The sequence below is a fragment of the Paraburkholderia caffeinilytica genome, from assembly GCF_051027425.1.
GTDB classification, from domain to species: domain Bacteria; phylum Pseudomonadota; class Gammaproteobacteria; order Burkholderiales; family Burkholderiaceae; genus Paraburkholderia; species Paraburkholderia caffeinilytica_A.
The window spans coordinates 3135321-3161271 of record NZ_CP186552.1 but is presented as its reverse complement, the minus strand read 5'-3'; the positions used below and the strand labels follow the sequence as shown (position 1 = coordinate 3161271).

Here is a 25951-nt window from a genome sequence, read left to right as displayed (position 1 = left end):
ACGACGCCAGGGTTTACTAGCAAACATGCACTAAAGTGCTTTACATGGGTTTGACGATGCACTATTGTTCAAAAAACAAGTTTTGCATCGTCCAGTCAGGAGACGCCCCATGTCCACAGCAGAAACCGCAATCGCGCCGGTCGACTACCGCACCGATCCCTCGCAGTACAAGCATTGGAAGCTGAGTTTCAACGGTCCGGTTGCGACCCTCGGCATCGATATCGCTGAGGACGGCGGTATCCGCGACGGCTACAAGCTGAAGCTGAATTCGTACGACCTCGGCGTCGACATCGAACTGCATGACGCGATACAACGCATCCGTTTCGAGCATCCCGAAGTCAAAACGGTGGTGCTGACGAGCCTGAAGGACCGCGTGTTCTGCTCGGGCGCGAACATCTTCATGCTGGGTCTGTCGACGCATGCGTGGAAGGTCAACTTCTGCAAGTTCACCAACGAAACGCGCAATGGTCTCGAAGACTCGTCGCGTCATTCAGGTCTGAAGTTTCTCGCTGCCGTGAACGGTGCATGCGCCGGCGGCGGTTACGAACTCGCGCTCGCTTGCGACGAAATCTATCTGGTGGATGACCGCTCGTCGTCGGTATCGCTGCCGGAAGTGCCCCTGCTGGGTGTGCTGCCGGGCACGGGCGGCCTGACGCGTGTTACCGACAAACGCAAAGTGCGTCACGATCGCGCGGACATCTTCTGCACGGTGGTCGAAGGCATTCGCGGTGAGCGTGCGAAAGCATGGCGTCTCGTGGATGAAGTCGTGAAGCCGAATCAGTTCGATCAGACGATTCAGGCCCGTGCGCTCGAACTCGCCGAACAAAGCGATCGCCCGTCGGACGCGCAAGGCGTGATGCTCACGCGTATCGAACGCACCGAGCGCGAAGACGGCCTGACTTATAAAACGCTCGACGTGACGATCGATCGTGCGAAACGCATTGCCACCTTCACGGCGAAAGCGCCGCAAGCGGGACAACCCACGGAGATCGACGCGATCGTCGCGGCGGGCACGAGCTGGTGGCCGCTGCAGTTCGCCCGCGAACTCGACGATGCGATCCTGTCGATGCGCACTAACGAGCTCGAGGTCGGCACGTGGGTCTTCAAGACTGAAGGCGACGCCCGCAACCTGCTCGCCGCCGACGCCACGCTGATGCAGCACAAGGACCACTGGTTCGTGCGCGAAACCATCGGCTTGCTGCGCCGCACGCTGGCGCGTATCGACGTATCGTCGCGTTCGCTGTTCGCGCTGATCGAGCCGGGCTCGTGCTTTGCGGGCACCTTCGCGGAGCTCGCCTTCGCCTGCGACCGCAGCTATATGGCGGCACTGCCGAGTAACGAAGACGAAGAACCGGCGATCACGCTGTCGGAAGTCAACTTCGGTCTCTATCCGATGGTCACGCATCAATCACGTCTTGCTCGCCGCTTCTATGAAGAAGCCGAACCGCTCGATGCCGTGCGCTCGAAGATCGGCCAGGCGATCAAGCCCGTTGAAGCCGAGCGCCTGGGTCTCGTGACCGCGTCGCCGGACGATATCGATTGGGCCGACGAAATTCGCATCGCGCTCGAAGAACGTACGGCGATGTCGCCGGATGCATTGACCGGCCTCGAAGCGAATCTGCGCTTCAACGGCCCGGAAACGATGGAGACGCGTATTTTCGGCCGTCTCACCGCCTGGCAGAACTGGATTTTCAACCGGCCGAACGCAGTGGGCGAGAAGGGTGCGCTCAAGGTGTACGGCAAGGGCAGCAAGGCGCAATTCGACGTCTCGCGCGTTTGATCCTTTCGACGCGACGCGACGTAACGCAACGCAACTGAACGCAACGCCGCCTGCCTGATACGCGCCTCTCATACTCAAGCACTGCAGTTTCCGACCAAGGAACCGACCATGTCTACGATCAACTACAGCGAAAAGATTCCGAACAACGTCAATCTCGCCGACGACCGCGCATTGCAACGCGCGCTCGAACAGTGGCAGCCGAATTTTCTGTCGTGGTGGGGCGATATGGGCCCGGAAGGCTCGCATGGCTACGACGTGTATCTGCGCACGGCGGTGAGCGTCGACGCGGGCGGCTGGGCGCATTTCGATCACGTGAAGATGCCGGATTATCGCTGGGGCATTTTCCTCACGCCGGGCGAGCAGGACCGCAAGATTCATTTCGGCGAGCACAAGGGTGAGGCCGCGTGGCAGGACGTGCCCGGCGAGCATCGCGCGAATCTGCGCCGCATCATCGTGACGCAAGGCGATACGGAACCGGCTTCGGTCGAGCAGCAACGGCATCTGGGTCTGACCGCGCCGTCGATGTACGATCTGCGCAACCTGTTTCAGGTGAATGTGGAAGAAGGGCGCCACCTGTGGGCCATGGTGTATCTGTTGCACCGTTACTTCGGCCGCGATGGACGCGAGGAAGCCGAAGCACTGCTCGGCCGCCGTTCGGGCGACGAAGACAATCCGCGCATTCTCGGCGCCTTCAACGAGAAAACGCCGGACTGGCTCGCGTTCTACATGTTCACGTACTTCACCGATCGCGACGGCAAGTTCCAGTTGTCGGCGCTCGCCGAGTCGGGTTTCGATCCGCTGGCGCGTACCACGAAGTTCATGCTGACCGAAGAAGCGCATCACATGTTCGTCGGCGAATCGGGTGTGTCGCGCGTGATTCAGCGCACCGCGCAAGTGATGAACGAACTGGGCACGGACGACGTCGCAAAGATTCGCGCGGCCGGCGTGATCGATCTGCCGACCATTCAGCGTTATCTTAACTTCCACTATTCGGTGACGATCGACCTGTTCGGCGCCGATCATTCCTCGAATGCGGCCACGTTCTATAGCTCGGGTTTGAAGGGCCGCTATGAAGAGAACAAGCGCGACGACGATCATCAATTGAACGGTCAGAGCTATAAGCTGCTCGATGTGCAGGACGGTAAGCTGGTGGAGCGTGAAGTGCCGATGCTCAACGCAATGAACGAAGTACTGCGCGACGACTATATTAAAGATTCGGTGGCGGGTGTCGGCCGCTGGAACAAGGTGCTCGAAAAAGCCGGCATCGATTTCCGTATGACGGTGCCGCACAAAGCGTTCAACCGGCAGATCGGCACATTTGCGGGTACCCGCGTTTCACCGGATGGCCGCGTTGTCAGCGAGACCGAATGGGCTGCGAATGAAGCGAAGTGGCTCGCGACGCCGGAAGACCGTGCATATGTCGCATCGTTGATGGGACCCGTCACTCAGCCAGGCAAGTTCGCGAACTGGATTGCGCCGCCTGCGATGGGCGTGAACCGTCAGCCGGTCGATTTCGAATACGTGCGCTTTAACTGAGTACGGCGATTAAAAACGTGCGGCGCCGTATTCGCACGAATATAGGGTGGAGGAAGTCATGAACGGCCCAGTATCGATCGAAGTTCTCAGGCAGCATCTGATCGATCCGGAAATCTGCATTCGCTGCAATACCTGCGAAGAGACTTGCCCGGTCGATGCGATCACGCACGACGAGAACAATTATGTAGTCAAGGCGGACGTCTGCAACGGTTGCATGGCGTGCGTGCCGCCGTGTCCGACCGGCGCGATCGATAACTGGCGCACGGTACTGAAAGCCGATGCGTATCCCATCGACGAGCAGTTCAAGTGGGACGTGTTGCCCGAGCAGAACACCATGGCCGTACCGGCCGTGGAAGACGCCGCAGCGGGATCGTCGGGCGATACACCGGCAGAAGCGAGCGGTATTGACGTCGATACTGTGCGCGGGTCGGTTGTGCCGCCATGGTCCGCCGCGAAACCGTACGTGAATCTCTATACGCACAAGGAGCCGACTACCGCGACGGTGGTGGGCAACTACCGTCTCACCGACGGCTCGACCGATAGCGATATCCATCATATTGTGCTCGATTTCGGCTCGATGCCTTTTCCTGTGCTGGAGGGCCAGTCGATCGGCATCCTGCCGCCGGGCGCGACAGCGGACGGCCGCACGCATCACGCACGGCAGTATTCAATTGCGAGCCCGCGCGACGGCGAGCGGCCCGGCTATAACAATGTTTCCCTCACCGTGAAGCGCGTGTCCCAGCAGCACGGCGATGCACTCGATGGTGTCTGCTCGAATTATCTGTGCGATCTGAAGAAGGGCGACGTGGTCAGCGTGATAGGCCCGTTCGGTGGTACCTTCCTGATGCCGAATCATCCGAACTCGCATCTGCTGATGATTTGCACGGGCACCGGCTCAGCGCCGATGCGCGCGATGACTGAGTACCGCAGGCGGCGTCGGCTGAAGGGCGCGACGGGCAAGCTGATGCTGTTCTTCGGTGCACGCACGAAAGAAGAGTTGCCGTATTTCGGGCCGCTGACGAATCTGCCCAAGGATTTCATCGACACGAATCTGGCGTTTTCGCGCACACCGGGTCAGCCTAAGCGCTACGTGCAGGATGCGATGCGCGAGCGCGCGGTCGACGTCGCGCACATGCTCAAGGACGACAACACGCATATCTACGTGTGCGGGTTGAAGGGGATGGAAGATGGCGTGTTGCAGGCGCTCAAGGAAATTGGTGAGCAGCACCAGCTCGACTGGGAAGCGCTATGGATGAAGCTGAAGCGGGAAGGGCGGCTGCATCTGGAGACGTATTGAACCGCTAAACCGCGAGAGGTTCAACGCAATCGTACGAAAGCCCGGCTGCCATTAAAAGAGCGCAGCCGGGTTTTTTTCTTTTTATCTCGACGGGTCCACGCCGTCTTCGTGCTGTGCCGGCGAGACGGCTCCACATGCCCGAATGATCAACTGCACGACTTCCTCCGTCGTCGCCTCAAACGCCTTCTGCGTCAATGCGCGTTTGCCTTTAAGCGCGCGAATCTGCGCATCGAAGTCGGCGTAATGCTGGGTGGTCGCCCAGATCATATACATCAGCGTTTGCGCATTCACCGGCGCCAGCAGCCCGCGCGCAATCCAGTTGTCGATCACCTTCACGCGGCTGTCGAGCCACGGCTTGACGCGCCCCGTGAGAATGTCCTCCATATGCTCCGCGCCGTGGATGATCTCACTCGCCCACACCTTCGAACCCAAAGGCCGGCGGCGCGACAACTCCATTTTCGCGCGTACGTATCCGCTGATCGCCTCGACCGGATCGTCGCTGCTTTCGAACGTATCCGCCGCGCGGTGCCAGTCTTCGAACAGGTCTTCCAGTACACGCCGGTACAACGCGAGTTTTGTCGGGAAGTAGTAATGCAGGTTAGCTTTCGGTAAGCCTGCGCGTTCCGCGATCATCGCCGTGCTGGTTCCGTCGAGTCCTCGCTCCGCGAAAACCGCTTCGGCGCAAGCCAATAAATGCGCTTCGTTCGACTCGCGAATGTGCGCCTTGCGCCGCCGCAAAGGTGCGCGAGTTTCGTCCTGTGTTTCGTCGGTTTCCGTGATGTCGGCAGCCACGTTGTCGTCTCTCATGTTGGCCTTCATCGGCATGTGTGCCGCGTCGCGCTTCATTCTAGTCGTTTGAGCGCGGATGGACACGCGCATTCAATGGCATCGAAAAATGCGTGTTGCAATGCAATGGCACGCTTCTCGCTATGTTTTCCACCGTACGAAAGGTGTTGATTTGGCGAGCTTAATCGTCTACAACCTGTCCAACTGGACAGGATTGAGAGAGCGGGAGATGCCCTGGGGTTTGCCCTCTGTACGAGACGCGATCCAGGGTGTCGAGTGTGCACCGCCACCGTGCGGCCACGCCCCAAAACTCGCCGCCAATGCACCAGTTTCATGTCGGTTCACCGAAAGGAGCGAGACGAATGAACGCGGTATCCGAAGCGCTGAAACAAGCGGCGCCAGCTACGTCGATCAAGGTCGACGGCAAGCGGCTGTGGGACAGCCTGATGACCATGGCGAAGATCGGCGCGACGCCCAAAGGCGGCGTGTGCCGGCTGGCGCTGACCGACCTCGATAAACAGGGGCGCGACCTGATCGTCAGTTGGGCGAAGGAGGCGGGTTGCACCGTCACGGTCGATCAGATGGGCAATGTATTCATGCGCCGTGCCGGGCGCAATCCCGATGCGTTGCCGGTCGTGACCGGCTCGCATGCGGACTCGCAGCCGACCGGCGGCCGCTTCGACGGCATCTACGGCGTGCTCGGCGGACTCGAAGTGATCCGCAGTCTGAACGATCACGGTATCGAGACCGAGCATCCTGTCGAAGTGGTGATCTGGACCAATGAGGAAGGCTCGCGCTTCGCGCCCGCAATGGTTGCCTCGGGTGTATTCGCCGGTGTCTTTACGCTGGACTACGGCCTTTCGCGCAAGGACGTTGACGGCAAGACCATCGGCGAGGAACTCAAACGCATCGGCTATGCGGGCGATGCGCCTTGTGGCGGCCGTCCCTTGCATGCCGCGTTCGAATTGCATATCGAACAGGGGCCGATTCTCGAGGCCGAGCAAAAAACCATTGGTGTGGTGACCGATGCGCAAGGTCAGCGCTGGTATGAGATCACGTTGACAGGGCAGGAGGCGCATGCGGGTCCGACGCCGATGCCGCGCCGTCGCGATGCCTTGCTGGGCGCTGCACGCGTGGTCGATCTGGTCAATCGCATCGGGCTGGATAACGCGCCGTTCGGTTGCGCGACGGTCGGCATGATGCAGGTCTATCCGAACTCACGCAATGTGATTCCAGGGCGCGTGTTCTTCACAGTCGATTTTCGTCATCCCGATGACGCGGTGCTCGCGAAGATGGATGCCGCGTTGCGCGAGGGTGTGGAGAAGATCACGAGCACGATCGGTCTGGAAACGGAACTCGAGCAGATCTTTTACTACGCGCCGGTCGCTTTCGACGAGGCCTGCGTGAAATCGGTACGCGCTGCGGCCGAACGCTTTGGCTATCCGCATCGCAACATGGTGTCCGGTGCGGGACACGACGCCTGCTATCTCTCGCAAGTCGCGCCGACTTCGATGGTGTTCGTGCCGTGCGTCGACGGAATCAGTCACAACGAGATCGAGGACGCCACCTTCGAATGGATCGAAGCGGGCGCGAACGTCTTGTTGCACGCGATGCTCGAACGAGCGTGCGAGCCGGTTTCATAACACGTTAGCGGTAGCTGTAGCGGGTTGTGGTTGCGGGGTCGTTGCGAGTTTTAGCGATTCCCCAGCCTCACCGTAGTACCCATAAAACATGCCGCCCCGGCTCCGCTTCGGCGCAGCCGGCGGGACCGGCTACGTCCTCACATCGAAGAAGGATCGTGTATGGCCATCAAGCAAACCGGCGATATTGCGGCTCAACGCCTATCGGCCGATCAACTGTCATGCGAATTCTCCGACATCGCGCCGTTGCTCGACGCGAGTGCCGCGGCCGCGGCGGCGAGCCGGTGTCACTATTGTTACGACGCGCCATGCGTGAACGCGTGTCCGACCCAGATCGACATTCCCAGTTTTATTCGCAAGATCAGCAACGGCAATCTGAAGGGCGCCGCTGTGGACATTCTCTCGGCGAATCCGATGGGCGGCATGTGCGCGCGCGTTTGCCCGACCGAGATTCTTTGCGAGGGCGCTTGCGTGCGTAACCATCAGGATGCGAAGCCGGTGGCGATCGGCGCGCTGCAACGCCACGCGACCGATTGGGCAATGGCGCGCGGTGAAGCGCTGTTCAAGCGTGCGGCCGAAACGGGGCGGCATGTCGCGGTGGTCGGTGCGGGACCGGCTGGACTTGCGTGTGCGCATCGGCTTGCATTGGCCGGCCATAACGTGACCATTTACGACGCTCACGAGAAGGCGGGCGGTCTGAACGAATACGGCATTGCCGCCTATAAAACCGTCGACGATTTTGCGCAGAAGGAAGTGGCGTGGCTATGTTCGATCGGTGGCATTGAGATCAGGCACGGTGTCGCGCTTGGACGTGACGTGGATCTCGATACGCTGCGCAAGCAGCACGATGCGGTTTTCCTCGCGATCGGCCTCACGGGCGTGCGCGCATTGGCGATGGAAGGCGAGGACCTGAGCGGCGTGATGAACGCAGTGGATTTCATCGAACAGGTACGCACCGCGACTGATTTCGGCACGGTGCCGGTGGGCCGCCGGGTCGTCGTGATCGGCGGCGGCAATACGGCAGTGGATGCCGCCGTGCAAAGCCACAAACTCGGCGCGACCTCGGTGACGATGGTGTATCGGCGCGGTGTCGAATCGATGAGCGCGACGTGGGCCGAACGCGATTTCGCGCAAACCAACGGCGTTACGCTCGTCACGCACGCAACGCCTATGCGTTTGATCGGAGAGGGCGGCGTGGTGACGGGTGTCGAATTCGAGCGCACGTTAGGCGATGGCAGTCAGGAGCGCTTTGTAGTGGAGGCCGACATGGTGCTCAAAGCAATCGGGCAAACGCTGGTGCCGGTCGGCATTGAGCGAGAACTGTTGACGCTTGATGGAAGCCGTATCGCGGTCGACGCAAACGGACAAACTTCGTTGTCCGGCGTATGGGCGGGTGGCGATTGCGCGGCGACTGGCGGGATCGATCTGACGGTACAAGCGGTGCAGGACGGCAAGATCGCCGCCGCCGCGATTGACGCTCAGTTTGCCCGCACGGCGGTCAAAGCCGCCTGAGCCTGAGTCGCGTGAGCAACCGAAACCGCTTAAGCCACTTAAGTTACGTATTCACCAGATAAAAAACAGCAGTCCCCAAGGAGCCGAACATGGCCGATCTGCGCTGTACGATTGCCGGCATTACGTCGCCGAATCCTTTCTGGCTTGCCTCCGCGCCACCGACCGACAAAGCCTATAACGTGAACCGCGCGTTCGAAGCGGGCTGGGGCGGCGTGGTGTGGAAAACACTGGGCCTCGACCCGCATGTAGTGAACGTCAGCTCGCGCTACGGTGCAGTGCAATGGAATGGCCAGCGCATCGCGGGCCTGAACAATATCGAACTGATCACTGACCGTCCGCTCGACGTCAACCTCAAGGAAATCACCCAGGTCAAACGTGACTGGCCGGATCGCGCGATGATCGTTTCGCTGATGGTGCCGTGCAACGAACGCGACTGGAAGTGGATTTTGCCGCTCGTCGAAGACACCGGCGCCGATGCGGTCGAACTGAATTTCGGCTGCCCGCATGGGATGAGCGAACGCGGCATGGGCGCGGCCGTGGGCCAGGTGCCCGAATATGTGGAGATGGTCACGCGCTGGGTCAAGGAAGGCACGAAGCTGCCATGCCTCGTCAAGCTCACGCCGAATATCAGCGACATCCGCCTGGGTTCGCGTGCGGCTTATAAAGGCGGGGCGGACGGCGTGTCGCTGATCAACACCATCAACTCTATCGTTGCGGTGGATCTCGATGCCATGTCGCCGTTGCCGATGGTCGACGGCAAAGGCACGCACGGCGGCTACTGCGGTCCGGCAGTGAAGCCGATCGCGTTGAACATGGTGGCTGAAATTGCGCGCGACGTGGAAACCCCCAATCTGCCGATCTCCGGCATCGGCGGCATTTCGACGTGGCGCGATGCGGCCGAGTTCATGGTGCTTGGCGCGGGCAGCGTGCAGGTCTGCACGGCGGCAATGCACTATGGATTCCGTATCGTTTCCGATCTCACGGATGGCCTCTCGAACTGGATGGACGAAAAAGGCTACGCGACACTCGACGACATTCGCGGCCGCGCCGTGCCGAACGTGACCGACTGGAAGTACCTGAACCTCAAATACGATATCAAGGCACGTATCGATCAGGATAAGTGCATCCAGTGCGGCCTTTGCCATATCGCGTGCGAAGACACCGCGCACCAGGCGATCATGAAAGAAAAAGCTGGCGTCCGGCATTTTGAAGTGATGGACTCCGAATGTGTCGGCTGCAATCTGTGCATGCATGTGTGCCCGGTCGAACAGTGCATCACGATGGAGCGCGTGGACAGCGGCGAGTACGCAAATTGGACCACGCATCCGAACAACCCGGCGCGTGTGGCCGCGGGTGAAAGCGACAAGTCGGATGCTGCTGAAACCACTGAGCATGCCCATGCGCAGGCTGATGCAGCGAAAGCAGCCTGAAACACGAACTGCCAGTAGGAAAGAAAACGAAGCAATGCGCTTGTGCTGAACCTGTAACTTACCCTCAAAGCCCGACGCGCCAGCAGAAGCCGCGCGGGCCTCAACGATCAGTGGAGATCTTTCGATGAAGCAGACAGCGCAACCCGTCGATCCGCAGTTTGCGGCCGGCGCGCAGGGCAGCAGTCTTTATAACGATGACCTTGCGCCGACCGGCGTCGCACAGCGCACGTGGAGGTGGTATCACTTCGCCGCGCTCTGGGTGGGGATGGTGATGAACATCGCTTCGTACATGCTCGCGGCCGGGTTGACGGAAGAGGGCATGTCGCCGTGGCAGGCGGTGGCGACCGTGTTGCTCGGCAATCTGATCGTGCTGGTGCCGATGCTGTTGATCGGACACGCGGGCGCGAAGCACGGCATTCCATATGCGGTGCTGGTGCGTTCTTCCTTCGGCACGCAGGGGGCGAAACTGCCGGCGATGCTGCGCGCGATCGTCGCGTGCGGCTGGTACGGCATTCAGACATGGCTTGGCGGCAGCGCGATCTACACGCTGCTGAATATTCTGACCGGCAACGCGCTGCACGGCGCGGCGTTGCCATTTCTCGACATCTCGCTTGCGCAGCTCGCGTGTTTCCTCGTGTTCTGGGCGTTGCAGATCTACTTCATCGTGCATGGCACCGATTCGATCCGCTGGCTCGAAAGCTGGTCCGCGCCGATCAAGATCGTGATGTGTATCGCACTGGTGTGGTGGGCCACCTCGAAGGCGGGCGGCCTCGGCTCGATGCTGTCGGCACCGTCGCAGTTCGTGCCGGGCGGTAAGAAAGAGGGCATGTTCTGGGTGACGTTCTGGCCCGGCCTCACGGCAATGGTGGGTTTCTGGGCGACGCTCGCGCTGAATATCCCCGACTTCACACGCTTTGCGAAAACACAGCGCGATCAGATCATCGGCCAGTCGATTGGTTTGCCGATTCCGATGGCGTTGCTTTCGGTCATCTCCGTGGTGGTGACGTCGGCGACCGTGGTGATCTACGGGAAGGCGATCTGGGACCCGATTGACCTGACGAGCCGTATGACCGGCATCGGCGTCGGTCTCGCGCTGATCATCCTGACGCTGGATACGATGTGCTGCAATCTGGCGGCGAATCTCGTCGGCCCGGCTTATGATTTTTCGAGCCTGTGGCCGAAGGGTATTTCGTATCGCGTGGGCGGCATGATTACCGCGACCATCGCCATTGTGATGATGCCGTGGAAGATTCTCGCCACCACGCAAGGCTACATCTTCACGTGGCTGGTCGGATACTCGGCCTTGCTCGGTCCGGTGGCGGGCATTCTGATGGTCGACTACTTTCTGATTCGCGGCACGCGGCTGGACCCGCGTGAACTGTTCGACGAACATGGCGAGTACAGCTACACCGGCGGCTGGAATATCGGCGCGGTGGTGGCGCTCGTGGTCGGCGTGCTGCCGAACCTGCCGGGCTTTTTGCACACTGCGTTTCCGGCCTCGTTTCCGAATGTGCCGGCGATTTTCAACACGCTCTATACGTATGCATGGTTTGTCGGACTCGCGTTGGCGTCGATTGTATACAGCGCGTGGATGAAGCTGAGCAAAGGACCGAGCGCGCGCGTGGTGGGTGCATAAACCCTGCACCAGGCAGATGAAATACGTAGCACCGAAACCAGCAGTTCATAAGGAGGCGGCAACATGACGACCCTGATTCGCGGCGGCACGATTATCGACGCGGAGAACACGTATCGTGCGGATGTGTTGTGTGCGGACCCGGAGGACGGCGGCACGATCCTGCAGATCGGCGTGGACCTGGAAGCGCCGGCCGGCGCCACGATCGTCGATGCGGGCGGGCAGTATGTGATGCCCGGCGGTATCGATCCGCATACGCATATGGAATTGCCGTTCATGGGCACGACGGCGAGCGACGATTTCTATACCGGTACGGCCGCGGGTTTATCCGGCGGCACGACCAGCATCATCGACTTTGTGATTCCGAGTCCGAAACAACCGTTGATGGAGGCCTTCAAGGAATGGCGCGGTTGGGCAGAAAAGGCTTCGGCGGATTATGGCTTTCACGTGGCGGTGACGTGGTGGGACGATTCGGTCTATCGCGACATGGGCACGCTCGTGCACGAACACGGCGTGTCGAGTTTCAAGCACTTCATGGCCTACAAGAATGCGATCATGGCCGACGACGAAGTGCTCGTGAACAGCTTCTCGCGCTCGCTCGAACTCGGTGCACTGCCCACTGTGCATGCTGAAAACGGTGAACTGGTGTTTCAGTTACAGCGTCAGTTGCTGGCGAAAGGCTTCACAGGTCCGGAGGCGCATCCGCTGTCGCGGCCGCCGGAAGTCGAGGGCGAGGCCGCCAATCGGGCGATTCGCATCGCGCAGGTGCTGGGCGTGCCGGTGTATATCGTCCACGTGTCCTCGAAAGACGCGGTCGATGCGATTGCGCGCGCCCGTAGCGAAGGGCTTCGGGTGTTCGGCGAAGTGCTGCCGGGCCATCTGGTGATCGATGAAGCGGTGTATCGCGATCCCGACTGGACCCGTGCGGCGGCGCACGTGATGAGTCCGCCGTTCCGTTCCGCGGAGCATCGCAAGGCGTTGTGGCATGGTCTGCAAGCGGGCCAGTTGCACACCACCGCGACCGATCACTGCGTGTTCTGCGCGTCGCAGAAGGCGATGGGACGCGAAGACTTCACGAAGATCCCGAATGGCTGCGGCGGCGTTGAAGATCGCATGGCGGTGCTCTGGCATCACGGTGTGAATTCGGGGCGTCTCACGCCGAATGAGTTCGTGCGCATCACGTCGACCAATGCCGCGCAGATTTTCAACCTGTATCCGCGTAAAGGTGCGGTACAGGTGGGCGCGGATGCAGACCTGGTCGTGTGGGACCCGAAGGCAAGCAAAACGATTTCGGTGAAGACGCATCATCAGAAGGTCGACTTCAACGTGTTCGAAGGGATGACGGTACAGGGCGTGGCGATGCATACGCTCACCCGCGGCGCGCTGGCATGGACCGATGGCGAACTGCGGGCCGTGCGTGGCGCGGGGCGCTATCTGAAGCGTCCGCCGAATCCGGCTTACTTCGATGCGATCCGGGTTGCCAATAAACGGAAGGAGCCGCATCCGGTGGAACGGTAAGCGGTTTGCAATCTGCAATCTGCCGGGCGGTCCCGCAGTACCGCCCGTGCCGACTATTTTTACCGCCGCGCATTCGCTGCGGCGACACCCTCCCGCGTTTTCCCCGATGGCGCCCGGTACGCGTTCCGTGGTGCGATGCATGCCGCGTCTGTCATATCTGCTGTAAAGTCGAATTCGCTGTTGTACGAGACGACTTGGCTGTCCGCTTAGCACGCAAGCGCATATTGATCGGAAACCTGATCCTTTGTAAAAACGCAGACCGTTTGCTACAGTCCGCCCACTCTGCCGGGCTTGACTGCTGGCGGAATGCCGCACACAAAACCATGCAACTGACGTAGCAAACATTACGGAGCCCCCTGATGAAGTCGATTCGTTCCATTCTGCTGATCGCGCTGCTGCAAGCGGTGACCCTGAGCCCGGCATTCGCCGCTGACGAGCTCGCGCAGATCAAGTCCGCGGGCGTGTTCAAGATCGGCACTGAAGGCACCTATGCGCCGTTCACGTACCACGATGAATCCGGCAAGCTGACCGGTTTCGACGTGGAGATCGGCACGGAGATCGCGAAACGACTGGGGGTCAAGCCGCAATTCGTCGAAGGTAAATGGGACGGATTGATCGCCGGCCTCGACGTGAACCGTTATGACGCGGTGATCAACGAAGTCGCTGTCACCGACGCGCGCAAGGTGAAATACGATTTCTCGGACCCGTACATCACGTCGCACGCCGCGCTGATCGTGGGTTCGAACAACACGACGATCAAGACCTTTGACGACCTGAAGGGCAAGAAGTCGGCGAACACGCTGACCAGCAACTTCGGCAAGATCGCGGCCGCGCACGGCGCGGAGGTGATTCCCGTGCAGGGCTTCAACGAATCGATCGATCTGTTGACGTCGGGCCGCGTCGACGCCACCGTCAACGATTCGCTGTCGTTCCTCGACTTCAAGAAGCACAAGCCGGATGCGAAGGTGAAGATTGCCGCGCTCGATACGTCGGCTGACAGCAGCGATAAGTCCGCGGTGCTGATCCGCAAGGGCAGCCCGGAATTGCAGGCGGCAATCAATAAGGCGCTCGCCGACATGAGGAAAGACGGCACGTACCTCAAGATTTCGCAGAAGTATTTCGGTAAAGACGTTTCCCAATAAGCGCCACCTGCGAGGCTGAATCATGCCGGCATGGTTGCATCTGATGGCGCAGTCGCTGTGGCCCCTGCTGTATGCGGGGCTCGTCTTCACCGTGCCGCTCACGCTGGCATCGTTCGCGATCGGGATCGTGCTCGCGTTTATCGTCGCGCTGATTCGCCTATTCGGACCGCGCTGGGCGGTAGCGTGCGTGCGTTTTTACGTGTGGCTGTTTCGCGGCTCGCCGTTACTGGTGCAACTGTTCGTGATTTTCTACGGCCTGCCGAACGTGGGCATCGTACTTGATCCGTTGACGGCGGCGATCATCGGTTTTTCGCTGAATGTCGGTGCGTATAACTCGGAAGTGATACGCGGCGTGATCGAGTCGATACCGAAGGGACAGTGGGAAGCGGCGTATTCGATGGGCATGACGCGTGAGCAGGCGTTGCGCCGCGCGATCTTGCCACAAGCGGCACGCGTTGCGTTGCCGCCGCTGTCGAACTCGTTCATCGCGTTGGTGAAGGACACATCGCTCGCTGCGGTACTGACGGTGCCCGAGGTGTTCCAGGCGGCGCAGCGGATTGCGTCGGTGACTTATGAGCCGTTGATTCTCTACACCGAAGCGGCACTCGTTTATCTCGTGTTCAGTTCGGTATTGTCGTCCGCGCAGGTCCGACTCGAGCGCAAGTTCGGCCGTCATGCACTTTTCCAGGCGAGCAACTGATGATTCGACTGGAAAAAATCGACAAGTACTTCGGCGAGAACCGGGTGTTGAATTCGGTAGATCTGCAACTCGCGCCCGGTAACGTTACTGCGCTGATCGGTCCATCCGGCAGCGGCAAGAGTACGCTTTTGCGCTGCGTAAACCTGCTGGAAATTCCCGAGTCCGGCTCACTTGAACTGGGCGACCAGCGCCTCGAATTCAGCCGCGATCACAAACCATCGCGAGAGGCGGTGCTGACCATTCGCCGCCGCACCGGCATGGTGTTCCAGAATTTCCAGTTGTTTCCGCATTTAACGGTGCGCCAGAACGTAATGGAAGGCCTGCTGACCGTCCAGAAGTGGGACAAGGAAAAAGCGCGAGTACGCGCGGACGAATTACTCGAGAAAGTAGGCATCGCCCACAAAGCGGACGCATGGCCCTCGACGCTTTCTGGCGGACAGCAACAACGCGTAGCGATTGCGCGCGCATTGGCGCCGTCGCCGGAAGTATTGTTGTGCGACGAACCCACATCGGCACTCGATCCAGGACTAGCCGCGGAGGTGGTGGAAGTACTCAAGCAGCTCGCCACCGAAGGCATGACGATGTTGATGGCGACCCACGACTTGCGTCTTGCCGCGACAATTGCGCGAGACGTAGTGTTCCTGAGCAACGGCGTCGTGGTAGAGCAGGGCCCATCGCGCGACATTTTCATGAATCCCCGCGAGCCGGAAACAGAGCGTTTCGTATCGACGCTGACGCACAGCTTGCCGGAAGAATGGACAAGGCAGGCCTGACCAGAGAGAGGACAAGACGGGAAGAAGGAAAGATGGAGAGATGGACCGAGGACCTCTCCGTGACCAGGCAGCGCAGCAAAAAAAGAAGGGCGCCGAAGCGCCCCTCAAAAAAATTACGACAAACAAAAAGCAGCCCCTGGCTCACCAGCAGACCCTTCCGACGAGCACATAGTGCGAGCCGGGAAGTATGACGCCCTTGTCACTCGCGCTGGATGTGCGAGAACACAGATTCCAGATGCACCACTACCGCAACTGTGCGGGGGACCCACTTATAAGCTAGCGGTGTGAGCCGCTTTCTTTTGCCTACTTTTCTTTGCGGCATGCAAAGAAAAGTAGGTGCCTGCCCCGCACAGGGGCGAACGCTAATAAACCACAAACAATTCAAGCAAAGGCCAAAAAATCCAGATCAACCAAAAACCAAAAAACCCAGATCAAACAAAAAAAACCCAGATCAAACAAAAAAAACCTCAAACCACCAAACCCTCCACATCATCCCTCAAGGCCACCTCAAAAAACCGCCCTTGAGCCTCAACATGAGCCCGCGCGTAAGCGCGATTAACCCCACTAATCACCGCCCGAATCGAAGCCGTCACCAGATTGGCATCAATCCCAACCCCAAACGCGCTCCCAACCACATCCGCCCCCGCCATCTCCGCGACAGCAACAGCCCTCGCATCCGCCCCCTGCGTCAAAGCCCGCTCCTCATAGTGCTGAATCCGCACCGGCACCCCAATAGCATGCATCAACGCATCAAGCGGCCCATTTCCTTCACCGCTCAGAACGCGCCGCGAGCCATGAACATCGACCGTCAGCTTGATATGTTCACGCCCGTCGCGCTCAGACAGACTATGTCCAACATAGTGAATCGGCGCAGCAGTGTGCACATACTCTTGCTGGAACAATTCCCAGATCTGCGAAGGCGTAACTTCCTGACCGCTAGCGTCGGTAAACCGCTGCACAGCAGAGCTGAAATCGACCTGCAAGCGCCGCGGCAACACCACTCCATAAGTCTGCTCGAGCAAGTAAGCAATCCCGCCCTTACCGGACTGGCTATTCACACGAATGACGGAATCGTAAGTCCGCCCGAGATCGCTCGGATCGATCGGCATATAGGGCACTTCCCAAACCGCATCCGCTTTCTGCACAGCAAGCCCCTTCTTGATCGCATCCTGATGCGAGCCGGAGAACGCCGTGAACACCAGATCGCCGACATACGGATGACGCGGATGCACCGGCAACTGCGTGCATTCCTCGGCGGTCCGCGCGACTTCATTGATATTCGAAAAGTCGAGTTCAGGATCGACACCCTGCGTGTACAGATTCAACGCAAGCGTCACGAGATCGACATTGCCGGTCCGTTCGCCATTGCCGAACAAACATCCTTCGACACGATCCGCTCCCGCCATCACCGCCAGTTCCGCAGCCGCCACGGCCGTGCCGCGATCGTTATGCGGGTGCACGGAAACGATCAACGAATCGCGGCGCGCGAGATTGCGGTGCATCCATTCGATCTGGTCCGCGTAGACATTCGGCGTAGCCATTTCGACGGTAGCGGGCAGGTTGACGATCGCTTTGTGCTCGGGCGTCGGTTGCCAGATGTCGAATACGGTGTCGCATACTTCCTTGGCGAATTCGAGCTCGGTGCCGCTGAACACTTCCGGGCTGTATTGCAACGTGAAGTGCGTTTCCGGCGCGGCGTCGGCAAGACGCTTCATCGTGCGGGCGGCGTTTTGCGCGAGTTCTTTCACGCCGCTCTTTTCGAGGCCGAATACTATGCGGCGGAATTCCGGCGCAGTGGCGTTGTACAGATGGACGATCGCGCGCGGTACGCCACGCAAGGATTCGAAGGTGCGTTCGATCAGGTCGTCTCGAGCTTGCGTCAACACTTCGATGGTGACGTCGTCGGGGATATGCCCGCCTTCGATCAACTCGCGCACGAAATTGAAGTCGGTCTGCGAGGCAGACGGGAATGCGACTTCGATTTCCTTGAAGCCGATCTGCACCAGCGTCTTGAACATGCGCATCTTGCGTTGCGCGTTCATCGGCTCGAACAACGCCTGGTTGCCGTCGCGCAGGTCGGTGCTCATCCAGATCGGTGCACGCGTGATGACGCGCGAAGGCCACTGGCGGTCGGTCAAATTGATGGGCTTGAACGAGTGGTACTTGGTAGCAGGGTTCTTCAACATTTTCATCATCCTTTGGGATCGATCAACCTGGTGTCGACCGGACGACGAAAACGCAAAGCATGGCCGCCGGTCGGAAACCGGGGCTGGGTCAGTTACTGGGGAATTGAGCGGTGCTTCGGGTGTATCAGATGGAAGCGCGCAGCAGCAGACCTAGCCCGGTAGAGCGGGCTAGTAGTAGCGATAGGGTGGTCTGGGCGCGGTACATAGTGCGCAATAGGAACATATTATTAAGACGGCGTCAAGCGCGGGGCGGCGAAGCACGCGCCGGCCGGGGGCCTATCCCGGCGGGGCGCGCCGGGATCCGCGCCGGTCAGGCCTGTCACCTGGGTTTCACGAAACGCAACGTCATGCGATCCGATTCGCCGATCGCCGCGTATTTCGCCCGATCGACGTCGTGGCCTTCATACGTGGGCGGAAGGGACCACACGCCATGCGGATAGTTTTTCGTGTCGCGCGGATTGCTGTTCACTTCGCTTTGGCCGGCCAGTTCGAAACCTGCCGCGCGCGCGTGTTCGATGACATAGGCTTCGGTCACATAGCCGCTGTCGATGGTCTGTTGCAGGGAAGTGCCCGGCGCCGCGCGATGCTCCTCGACACCCAGGACGCCGCCCGGCTTAAGCGCCGCGTAAAAGGCGCGCAGGTTCGCGTCGATCTGGCCATCCTTGATCCAGTTGTGGATATTGCGGAAGGTCAGCACCTCGTCCACGCTGCCGTCGGCCGGAAAGCCGCTGAACTGGCCCGCTCGCAGGGTGCCGACCACCACATTGCCGTAGATCGCCGGCGTGGCCGCCAGCTTGCGCGCGAAAGGCGCCCGGCCAGCCTGCTCCTCTGCCGCCGACGCAGCATCCGGGCTCTCGTATTGCGCTTCGTACAGCTTGCCGTGGTCGTGCAGATAGGGCGCGAGTATTTCCGTGTACCAGCCGCCACCGGGCGCGATTTCCAGCACGGTTTGCGACGGCGCCACGCCGAAGAACTGCAGCGTTTCCTTCGGATGGCGATAGACGTCGCGTGCCCGGTTTCTGTCGCTGCGCTGCGGCCCGGAGAGGGCGGCGTCGAGCGAGGCAGAATCAGCGGCGGTGGGAGGGGGCGATGCCGGCGCGGTGGCGCAGGCGGCCAGCAGCAGCGCGGCGCCCAGCGCTGCAAGCGTGGAGCGCAGCGCGCGGGTCTGGAGAGTGGGGGGCGTGTCCATGGCGCCTATTATCGGCCGCGATCCGCCTGGAAAGAAATCGCCAATCGCCATATTCATATGCGCCTGCGCGGCAAACCGCCCGGTGATCATGCGACGCCGCCGGCCGCCCGCTTCCGCATGAAAGGCGAGCAGCACGAAAAGGTTGTCGATATTGGTGGCGGCGCAGGCCGCGGTGCCGATCCCTCAGCCCGTAAGCTACAATTGCCGACAGCTTGAAAAACGGAACATCAATGAAGATTCGGATTCTCCCTATCGCCTGTATCGCTGCCGCTGCAACGCTGCTGGCGGCTTGCACGGCCGTCTACAAGAACTCGGATGCATGCGAGCAGTTGATGCGAAGCAAGCTGGCCGACACATCGCCGGATAAGCTGAAAGTCACGCATAAGGGTGTCGGTATCGACGGCTCGCGAGTGGTTGTCGAAGGCTCGATCGAGCATGTGGCGACGGCATCGGAGGTTGCGGCTGCCGCGGCGGCATCGGCGGCATCGGCGGCAGCGTCCGCCACGCAACTCGCGAATGCGGCCCGCGCGGCTTCGGGCGTGCGCGCGGCGTCGGCGGTATCGGCGGCTTCCCCGGCTTCCCCGGTTTCGGGCGCTGCGGCAGCGTCCGGCGTGACGGCTGGCGTGGCTTCGGGTGCTACAGCCGCTTCCGGAAGTCTTGCTGCGTCGGAGGTCAAAGCAGCCTCGCTCAAATCGGCCAAGCCGAAGACGACCCGCACGCCTGCCGCCGCCGAGTGCACGTTTCACGGCTCGGTGCTTGATGCATTCAGCTGGCTGGCACCGGCGAAGCTCGCCACGCCGGCCGTTGGCGCTGCCAGCGAAGCCACGGAGTAAAGCCTTGCTTGTAACGAGTGCAGCCGGTTTTCACCGGCGCCTCGCAAACCGCAAACCGCAAACCGCAAACCGCAAACCGCAAACCGCAAACCGCAAACCGCAAACCGCAAACCGCAAATGCGAATTGCGAGCCTCAAGCCTCAAGCCTCAAGCCTCAAGCCTCAAGCCGCCCCGTCCGTCTGGCGGCTTTTGTTTTCGCGCATCAATTCCAGCACGCCTTCACCGAACGCCTGCGGCCGCCCTTCAAAGCAGCGCTGCACCGCCTGTGTATCGATCAGGCGTTGCCGCAGCGCCGTCCGCTCTTCGTGCTGGTCGATCATTCGCACAGCCGCAGCGATATAAGCCTCGACGCTGTCCGCGATGATCCACGACGGCATATCCACACGCTCGAACAGCGCGCCGTCGATCTGTTCGAACACTTCCGGCCCGCGTTTGCATACACCGGGCAAACCGAGCGTCAAGGCGTCGACGATACCGTTGGTATTGCCGAACGGAAACGGGCTGAGGAACAGGTCGGACTGGTTGACGCGCGTCAGATATGCGGCGTAGTCGTGGAAGTCGTGCACGACGGCGCCCGGCACCGCCCGCGCGACGACGTCGCGCAGACGGTAGAACGGCAGACCCAAGGGCACGCCGGTCATGAAGTGAAACTCAACGGGTGTCGCGGCACGCTCGCCGATCGCGCGGCAAGCATCGAGAAAACCGGGGTTGAGCTTCATCGCGCTGGCCGTGACGACGATCTGCAGGGTTTCGCGCGGCGGCGGAATCCGCGCGACGATATTCGGCAGCGCGACGGACGGGCGGTACGGCTGCCCGTCTTTCGGCAGTTTCATCAGGCGTTCGCTGAAGCAGGCCGGGTCGCCGACATAATCTTCCTCGACGCTGATGTAGTCGATCTTGTCCGAGTGCGTGGTGGCCGGGTGGCCGAGCGCGGCGATCTGCAACGGCGCGATGCGTAGATTGGACATGAACACCGTCAGCACGAACATGCCGACGCTCGGCATGTACAACACGTCCGGCTGCTCGGCCTCGGCAAAGTCGCGAATTGTCTTCATGCACTCGCCGATGTAGTCCGGCTGCTCCAGTTCGATGAAACGGTCGAAGATGTTCCGGCCCACGTCGTCGACGGCGTAACCGAAGCCGAAACCCACCACCTCGAAATGTTCGCGCGCGGCTTCGAGCGTGCGCGAATGCGTGCGATAGATCGAATGGGCGCCGCTGAACCACTCGAGCACAACCACCATCAAGGGCTTCTTGCGGCGCGGCGGTTTGCCGCCTGTGGCAGACATGCGCTTTGGCGCGGGCAGGTCGGTCAGGCCGAGTTGTTCGAGCTTACGGCGCACCAGCACGTTGATGTCCTGCTTGATCGCGTGCCGCCGCGGCGAGTCGGCGTAGCTGCAGAACATATAGGCGTTGTGCAGCACGGCCGACGGCAGCGCGTCGAGGTCGTCGATGTGCTGCAGTTTGCCGGGCAGCCATTCCAGCAACGCTTCGCGCTTGCCGTGCGCGTTCGCCGAGCCTTTGAAAACCGGCGCCAGCAGAGTAAGCGCGAGACAGGCGGCGATGACTTTGTCGTACGTCCAGAGCGCGGCAAAGTCCAGTTCCAGTTCGGATTCGGTCGAATAGAGCACGCACAGTTTTTCAATGAACGTGTCGCCTGGCAGAAACTGCATGTCTGCCGGGCCGCGAGGATTCAGGTGAAGCGTGATGTGGTCGGTATTGCCGAATGCCGTGGTCGAGAACAGCATGCCGGTCCATTCATGCAGCGTGAAGAGCAGCCTGAAACACTCGGCCGTGGGCTGAAAATCCGGGTTGGCGAACAAGGTCGACGCCGCGCTGGCGAGGCGCGTGCAGAAACGCTGACGTTGCTCGCGGGGAGACAGATTGACCATGCCCGAGGCTTTGAAACTGCCGTCCAGTTCGCCGCGCTTGTCGTGAAGCAGCGCCAGTGCTGTGACAAGCTGGACCGACGCTTCTGCGTGTTGTCGCGTATAGACGAGTTGCTCGAAATGGTCGAGCGAAAAAGTGACTTCCATCAATTGGCTTTTTTAAGATATGCATGACTAACTATGTTGAGGCGAAGTTAGCCGGGGGCGCCGATTATCGCAGCCGGCACATATCAAATCAGCCCTGGATAGGCATTTGGGAATTTTCCGTGCGGGAAAATGGGATCAGAACGCGTAATACGGACCCGGCCCGGCCGACGTTTCGCGCGACGCGATCGCCGTATAGACCCGCCGTCCGAAAAAGAACGGCAGGCCCCAGCCGAAGCTATTGCTGGCGATGCCGGCCAGGTTGTCGAAGGCATTATTCGACGACGCGAACAGCGTGGCCGAATTGCCGATCTCAAACGATACGGTGGTCGACGCGCCATCGGTACCCACGATCGAGGCGTTCGCTGTCTGCGTCGAACCCGGGCAGTACCAGAAACCGCATTGCGGCAACTGGCTATTGCTGAAGAACAGGCCGTTCGAGCCGCTGTCGACGTAACTCTGCGTGTAAGTCTGGCCGGCGCTGTTCGTGACCACATACCCTGTGACCCGATTCGCCTTGACCACACTGGCGCCGCCGAGTGTGTTGTTCGCCTGGGTGCCGATGCCGAAAATCATCGAACCCGACACGCTGACCGCGCCGGCGTCGGCGATTGCCGGCAGATCGATGACCACACCGTTGTTGTCGAGCGCGAAGTTGCTGACCGGATTGGTCACCTGCTGCGCAAGGGCTTGCGTGCTCGCGAGGCAGGCGCCGCCGGCGTCGCAGCTGTAATACCAGCGTGGCAGCGCGGTGTCGACACAGCCGCCGCCGCAGTCGGCCGTGAATAAACCGACGCCAAGAATGCCGTTGGCGCGCAGGCTCGAGACGGTCTGCATCGCCCTGCCTGAGCCCGCGCAGTCGGCGGGCACGGTGGGCACGGACGGGTCGGCGATCAACTGGATCGGAGTGGCTGCGGCCAACTGACCGGCCATGCGCACATCCGCGCTGCGCACTGCGCCCCACGCATAGCCGCTGCCGAATACCGCGCACTCGCCGGTGACCCCGCTACCCGAACCCACCGCAGCCAGCGTGAGGCTGGCCGGCAGCGCGGACGCGAGAATCCGCAAGCCATGCGAGCCGGTGTCGACCTGAATGTTGTCGATCGTCGCGCAGTTGCTGGTGCCGGGCTGGCAGACGGTGACGCTCGTCGTGAGCATGTTGCGCGTCAGACCGGGCGCGCTGGTGACCACGATCGGCTGAACGTTCGGCGTGTTCGACTGTGGCACGGAGGTGACCGTGTCCGGAACGGTGGCTCCGGACGGGTTTGCCTCGTTCGGGCTGCTGGCCGGGCTGGCTGAGCCTGCCTGGGACGAGTCCGCCGATGTGCCGCCGCCCCCGCCGCCCCCACAACCGGAGAGTGTCGCGCAGACGAGGAGCAGGGCGTGGAGTCGAGAGGAAGGTTTCATGATGTCGAGGGCGGCAATCGCCGCAGTGTTTTTTTGATTTGCGCGCGTCAGTGGAAATCGTCGGCCGTGACGCCGGCCGGTAAGGCCGCGGGCAGCCACGCGCGCCCTGTGTAACCGCGCATCGGGCCGCCGGATTCCACGACGACGTCCGGGCGGACGACCCGCGAGGCGTGCAGATTGCCGTCCGGCACTTCCGCTGCGACCCCCGTTCTGTAGGAGTCGGCGTACTTTCCCAGTAGCGCGGGCAGATCCGGCATGGTTGGACCTTGCCACGCGTAAGCGATGATCTGGCCGGTACTCGTCGCGTACTCGTTGACGGTGGTGTTGCCCGCATCGGTTAGCGTGCGCAGGCGTAAGGCGCCGTTCAGCAAGGTTTGGGGCGCGGCGGCTGGCGGATTCGCCTGGGTGGGCATCGTGCCGCCCAATTCGGCATGCGCGCCGGCGCCGGCAAACAGCAAGGCAAGCGCCATTGCCGGGGCGGTGAGGGCAGGTAAGAAAGAATGATTTGGCATGGCAACCTGTCTCGTAGTTGGAGCGCTCAATCTTTTGTTGAGACGTCCAATTCAAGATAACACCCGGGTTTCCTGATCCTTGTCAGGAGCGTTGCGCGACGCTTGAGGCAATCTTGAAAATAGCATGTGACAAGAGCGGAAAATCTCTTTTAAAACAATAATCTGACAGAAGCCGGGTACATCTCTGACAGACGATTGGGAAGTGTTGTGAACTGTTAAATCTGCTGTCGTGGGAGACGATCGCGGCCGTGAAACAGGGCTCTTTTCTGCAATGGGAGGCCGCGTGCTGCGCAGCGATTTATCGGTGTCCGGACCGCTTGTCGAACCCGCGATTTTGCCGGCTGGGCGCCGCTCAATTCGCGGTCAAACCCGGGTTTTTGCACATGTCCCGCTGGGATCGGTAAAATGTTGGGTTGATCCACGGAAACTTGCCGTGGCGTAGCGGAAGGATTCCCTGAACATGACTGATCTTCGTCTTACCAAGCGGTTTGCAGTAATGCTGATGGCAGGCGGTCTGGTCGCCGGCTGCGGCACTTCGTCGCCGACCAAAATTGACTACAAGAGCGACTCGAAATCGAAGCAGGTGTCGCTTGCCGTACCGCCGAACATGATCGATGAGACGTCCGATCAGCGTTCGTTGCCTCCGCAAGGCGGCGAAACCTCGCTGTCCACGCTCAAGCAGGTCCAGGCGCAAGCACCGGCTACCAGCACGCTGACGGTGGTGCCGCAAGTTACCGGCATGCATATCCAGCGCGACGGTACGGAAAGCTGGCTCGTGATCGACAACAAGGCGCCCGACCAGGCCTGGGCGCAAATCCGCCGTTTCTGGCAGGAACAGGGCTTCCTGCTGGTGGTCGACCAGCGCGACAAGGGCGTGATGGAAACGGACTGGAACGAAACGCATGCGCAGATCAACGACGGCCTGATCCGCGACACGCTGTCCAAGGCAATGGGCAACAGCTACGTGAGTTCCGAGCGCAACAAGTACCGCACGCGTCTCGAAACGGCGCCGAACGGCGGCACTTATGTGTTCATCAGCCAGAAGGGTATGCGTGAGGCGATCACCGGCCCGAACAACGATTCGACCAAGTGGGAAGCCAAGCCGAACGATCCGGGCCTTGAACAGGAATACCTGAAGCGGCTGATGGCAGCGCTGGCGCTGACCGATTCGCGCACGAAGTCGGCGGATACGCAAAGCGCCGAGCTCTCGCCGGCAGGTGCGCAAGTAGCTCCGAACGCGGCTACCGCGGGTGCGAAGTCGGCGGCTGCGGCCACGGCGGCGCAAAACGTGGCGCTGTCGGCGCAACCGCGCATGCCGGATGACGCGGCAAATACCACGGACGCGCAGTTCTCCTCCACCGAACTCACCCTCGGCGAACCGTATGACCGTGCATGGCTACGCGTGGGCCTCGCGCTCGATCGCAGCAACTTCACGGTCGACGATCGCGATGCGAGCCGCGGTTTGTACTTCGTGCGCTACGTCGATCCGAAGGACATGACCTCGGCGGAGCAGGGTTTCTGGAGCCAGGTGTTCCACGGCAAGAAGGAAAAGGTCGCCAAGCAGTATCTCGTGAACGTGCGCGCGGTGACGCCTAACCAGACCCGTGTGGCAGTCGTCGACAGCAACGGCACGATCGATCAGAGCCCGCAGGCCAAGCAGATCATGGGTCTGATGGTCGACCAGCTGCACTGATGCACTGAACGAAGTTGTAGCACGCAGCGAACGCTGTCTGAAACCCGCCCGGGGTGAAGCCCGGGCGGGTTTTTTTATTTCAGGATGACTCCAGCACCGTACTTCGCCGGACTACGACCCAGCCAGCTACAGCAGGTTTATCAATAGCTTAGGTGAGTTCAACCTATGTCGGTGCTTTCCAAAGCTTGACCTGGCTTCCCTGCTCCTGGCCCCTATCAGGCTCCTCGGAATCGGGTCTTTCCGAGGAGTCGTCATGGCTAGGATCGAACTCACCAAGTCCGTTCGTTGCCGATGCGGCACAATCCTAGGCGCAGGCCGTCGAACTCCGGGATGAGCGAGTGAAAAAGCGTG

General features: G+C 60.8%; 19 protein-coding genes. 13 read left to right on the top strand and 6 right to left on the bottom strand.

Annotation, left to right across the window (positions count from 1 at the left end):
- Positions 1-109: 109 nt before the first annotated feature.
- From boxC to boxA, 3 genes are all read left to right on the top strand, one after another.
- Entirely contained in the window at positions 110-1780 is a 1671-nt protein-coding gene (gene boxC, locus ACOSV0_RS13860) for a 2,3-epoxybenzoyl-CoA dihydrolase (protein ID WP_434106724.1), read from the top strand.
- Positions 1781-1888: 108 nt separating this feature from the next.
- Positions 1889-3316 (top strand): benzoyl-CoA 2,3-epoxidase subunit BoxB, encoded by a 1428-nt coding sequence (boxB, locus tag ACOSV0_RS13855; RefSeq protein ID WP_434106722.1) that lies wholly within the window; start codon positions 1889-1891, stop codon positions 3314-3316.
- 58 nt (positions 3317-3374) lie between these two features.
- The gene (boxA, locus tag ACOSV0_RS13850) at positions 3375-4613 is read left to right on the top strand and encodes a benzoyl-CoA 2,3-epoxidase subunit BoxA (RefSeq protein ID WP_434106721.1); all 1239 of its coding nucleotides are present in this window, start codon (positions 3375-3377) and stop codon (positions 4611-4613) included.
- 81 nt (positions 4614-4694) lie between these two features.
- Here the strand turns inward: boxA and ACOSV0_RS13845 are convergent, their stop codons facing one another.
- Positions 4695-5459, bottom strand: coding sequence for a TetR/AcrR family transcriptional regulator (locus tag ACOSV0_RS13845; protein ID WP_434106719.1), 765 nt, complete (start codon positions 5457-5459; stop codon positions 4695-4697).
- A 302-nt stretch (positions 5460-5761) separates the two neighbouring features.
- Here ACOSV0_RS13845 and ACOSV0_RS13840 point away from each other — a divergent pair, with 302 nt between their 5' ends.
- From ACOSV0_RS13840 to ACOSV0_RS13805, 8 genes are all read left to right on the top strand, one after another.
- Positions 5762-7042: a Zn-dependent hydrolase gene (locus ACOSV0_RS13840; RefSeq protein ID WP_434106718.1), complete on the top strand. Its 1281-nt coding sequence runs from the start codon at positions 5762-5764 to the stop codon at positions 7040-7042.
- Positions 7043-7201: 159 nt separating this feature from the next.
- Complete coding sequence (locus ACOSV0_RS13835; protein WP_434106717.1) at positions 7202-8551, top strand: NAD(P)-dependent oxidoreductase; 1350 nt, start codon at positions 7202-7204, stop codon at positions 8549-8551.
- Positions 8552-8640: 89 nt separating this feature from the next.
- Entirely contained in the window at positions 8641-9981 is a 1341-nt protein-coding gene (gene preA, locus ACOSV0_RS13830; protein WP_434106716.1) for an NAD-dependent dihydropyrimidine dehydrogenase subunit PreA, read from the top strand.
- Between the two features lie 124 nt (positions 9982-10105).
- Positions 10106-11617: an NCS1 family nucleobase:cation symporter-1 gene (locus tag ACOSV0_RS13825; RefSeq protein ID WP_434106715.1), complete on the top strand. Its 1512-nt coding sequence runs from the start codon at positions 10106-10108 to the stop codon at positions 11615-11617.
- A gap of 63 nt (positions 11618-11680) precedes the next feature.
- The gene (gene hydA, locus ACOSV0_RS13820; protein ID WP_434106714.1) at positions 11681-13132 is read left to right on the top strand and encodes a dihydropyrimidinase; all 1452 of its coding nucleotides are present in this window, start codon (positions 11681-11683) and stop codon (positions 13130-13132) included.
- 359 nt (positions 13133-13491) lie between these two features.
- The gene (locus tag ACOSV0_RS13815; protein WP_434106713.1) at positions 13492-14274 is read left to right on the top strand and encodes an amino acid ABC transporter substrate-binding protein; all 783 of its coding nucleotides are present in this window, start codon (positions 13492-13494) and stop codon (positions 14272-14274) included.
- Positions 14275-14296: 22 nt separating this feature from the next.
- A complete protein-coding gene (locus ACOSV0_RS13810) occupies positions 14297-14974 on the top strand; it encodes an amino acid ABC transporter permease (RefSeq protein WP_434106712.1) in 678 nt (225 codons plus the stop codon).
- Positions 14974-15747 carry an amino acid ABC transporter ATP-binding protein gene (locus ACOSV0_RS13805; protein WP_434106711.1) on the top strand — a complete coding sequence of 258 codons (774 nt, stop codon included), beginning with the start codon at positions 14974-14976 and terminating at the stop codon, positions 15745-15747. The genes ACOSV0_RS13810 and ACOSV0_RS13805 overlap by 1 nt, the downstream gene beginning before the upstream one ends.
- Positions 15748-16214: 467 nt before the next feature.
- Here ACOSV0_RS13805 and leuA read toward each other — a convergent pair whose 3' ends face one another.
- Positions 16215-17933, bottom strand: coding sequence for a 2-isopropylmalate synthase (gene leuA / locus ACOSV0_RS13800; protein ID WP_434106710.1), 1719 nt, complete (start codon positions 17931-17933; stop codon positions 16215-16217).
- A 319-nt stretch (positions 17934-18252) separates the two neighbouring features.
- The gene (locus ACOSV0_RS13795; RefSeq protein WP_434110278.1) at positions 18253-19122 is read right to left on the bottom strand and encodes a class I SAM-dependent methyltransferase; all 870 of its coding nucleotides are present in this window, start codon (positions 19120-19122) and stop codon (positions 18253-18255) included.
- 230 nt (positions 19123-19352) lie between these two features.
- Between ACOSV0_RS13795 and ACOSV0_RS13790 the strand changes: the two genes are divergently transcribed.
- On the top strand, positions 19353-19955 hold the full coding sequence (locus ACOSV0_RS13790; RefSeq protein ID WP_434106709.1) for a hypothetical protein: 603 nt from the start codon (positions 19353-19355) through the stop codon (positions 19953-19955).
- Positions 19956-20116: 161 nt separating this feature from the next.
- On the opposite strand, the gene ACOSV0_RS13785 is transcribed toward ACOSV0_RS13790, so the two are convergent.
- The 3 genes from ACOSV0_RS13785 to ACOSV0_RS13775 form a co-directional block, all read right to left on the bottom strand.
- Positions 20117-21991, bottom strand: coding sequence for a glycosyl transferase family 1 (locus ACOSV0_RS13785; RefSeq protein ID WP_434106708.1), 1875 nt, complete (start codon positions 21989-21991; stop codon positions 20117-20119).
- Between the two features lie 135 nt (positions 21992-22126).
- Positions 22127-23395, bottom strand: a complete 1269-nt coding sequence (locus ACOSV0_RS13780) for a DUF3443 domain-containing protein (RefSeq protein ID WP_434106707.1) — start codon at positions 23393-23395, stop codon at positions 22127-22129.
- Between the two features lie 47 nt (positions 23396-23442).
- The gene (locus ACOSV0_RS13775) at positions 23443-23907 is read right to left on the bottom strand and encodes a DUF2844 domain-containing protein (protein ID WP_434106706.1); all 465 of its coding nucleotides are present in this window, start codon (positions 23905-23907) and stop codon (positions 23443-23445) included.
- Positions 23908-24367: 460 nt separating this feature from the next.
- Here ACOSV0_RS13775 and bamC point away from each other — a divergent pair, with 460 nt between their 5' ends.
- A complete protein-coding gene (gene bamC, locus ACOSV0_RS13770; protein WP_434106705.1) occupies positions 24368-25600 on the top strand; it encodes an outer membrane protein assembly factor BamC in 1233 nt (410 codons plus the stop codon).
- Positions 25601-25951: the final 351 nt, after the last annotated feature.

Excerpts from the sequence above, each read along its gene's own strand:
- ACOSV0_RS13815 (WP_434106713.1), top strand. The coding sequence starts at position 13,492 with ATGAAGTCGATTCGTTCCATTCTGCTGATCGCGCTGCTGCAAGCGGTG.
- ACOSV0_RS13840 (WP_434106718.1), top strand. The coding sequence starts at position 5,762 with ATGAACGCGGTATCCGAAGCGCTGAAACAAGCGGCGCCAGCTACGTCG.
- ACOSV0_RS13825 (WP_434106715.1), top strand. The coding sequence starts at position 10,106 with ATGAAGCAGACAGCGCAACCCGTCGATCCGCAGTTTGCGGCCGGCGCG.
- preA (WP_434106716.1), top strand. The coding sequence starts at position 8,641 with ATGGCCGATCTGCGCTGTACGATTGCCGGCATTACGTCGCCGAATCCT.
- ACOSV0_RS13805 (WP_434106711.1), top strand. The coding sequence starts at position 14,974 with ATGATTCGACTGGAAAAAATCGACAAGTACTTCGGCGAGAACCGGGTG.
- ACOSV0_RS13795 (WP_434110278.1), bottom strand. The coding sequence starts at position 19,122 with ATGGACACGCCCCCCACTCTCCAGACCCGCGCGCTGCGCTCCACGCTT.
- leuA (WP_434106710.1), bottom strand. The coding sequence starts at position 17,933 with ATGTTGAAGAACCCTGCTACCAAGTACCACTCGTTCAAGCCCATCAAT.
- boxA (WP_434106721.1), top strand. The coding sequence starts at position 3,375 with ATGAACGGCCCAGTATCGATCGAAGTTCTCAGGCAGCATCTGATCGAT.
- boxB (WP_434106722.1), top strand. The coding sequence starts at position 1,889 with ATGTCTACGATCAACTACAGCGAAAAGATTCCGAACAACGTCAATCTC.
- ACOSV0_RS13835 (WP_434106717.1), top strand. The coding sequence starts at position 7,202 with ATGGCCATCAAGCAAACCGGCGATATTGCGGCTCAACGCCTATCGGCC.
- hydA (WP_434106714.1), top strand. The coding sequence starts at position 11,681 with ATGACGACCCTGATTCGCGGCGGCACGATTATCGACGCGGAGAACACG.
- ACOSV0_RS13785 (WP_434106708.1), bottom strand. The coding sequence starts at position 21,991 with ATGGAAGTCACTTTTTCGCTCGACCATTTCGAGCAACTCGTCTATACG.
- ACOSV0_RS13780 (WP_434106707.1), bottom strand. The coding sequence starts at position 23,395 with ATGAAACCTTCCTCTCGACTCCACGCCCTGCTCCTCGTCTGCGCGACA.
- ACOSV0_RS13790 (WP_434106709.1), top strand. The coding sequence starts at position 19,353 with ATGAAGATTCGGATTCTCCCTATCGCCTGTATCGCTGCCGCTGCAACG.
- bamC (WP_434106705.1), top strand. The coding sequence starts at position 24,368 with ATGACTGATCTTCGTCTTACCAAGCGGTTTGCAGTAATGCTGATGGCA.
- boxC (WP_434106724.1), top strand. The coding sequence starts at position 110 with ATGTCCACAGCAGAAACCGCAATCGCGCCGGTCGACTACCGCACCGAT.
- ACOSV0_RS13810 (WP_434106712.1), top strand. The coding sequence starts at position 14,297 with ATGCCGGCATGGTTGCATCTGATGGCGCAGTCGCTGTGGCCCCTGCTG.
- ACOSV0_RS13845 (WP_434106719.1), bottom strand. The coding sequence starts at position 5,459 with ATGAAGCGCGACGCGGCACACATGCCGATGAAGGCCAACATGAGAGAC.
- ACOSV0_RS13775 (WP_434106706.1), bottom strand. The coding sequence starts at position 23,907 with ATGCCAAATCATTCTTTCTTACCTGCCCTCACCGCCCCGGCAATGGCG.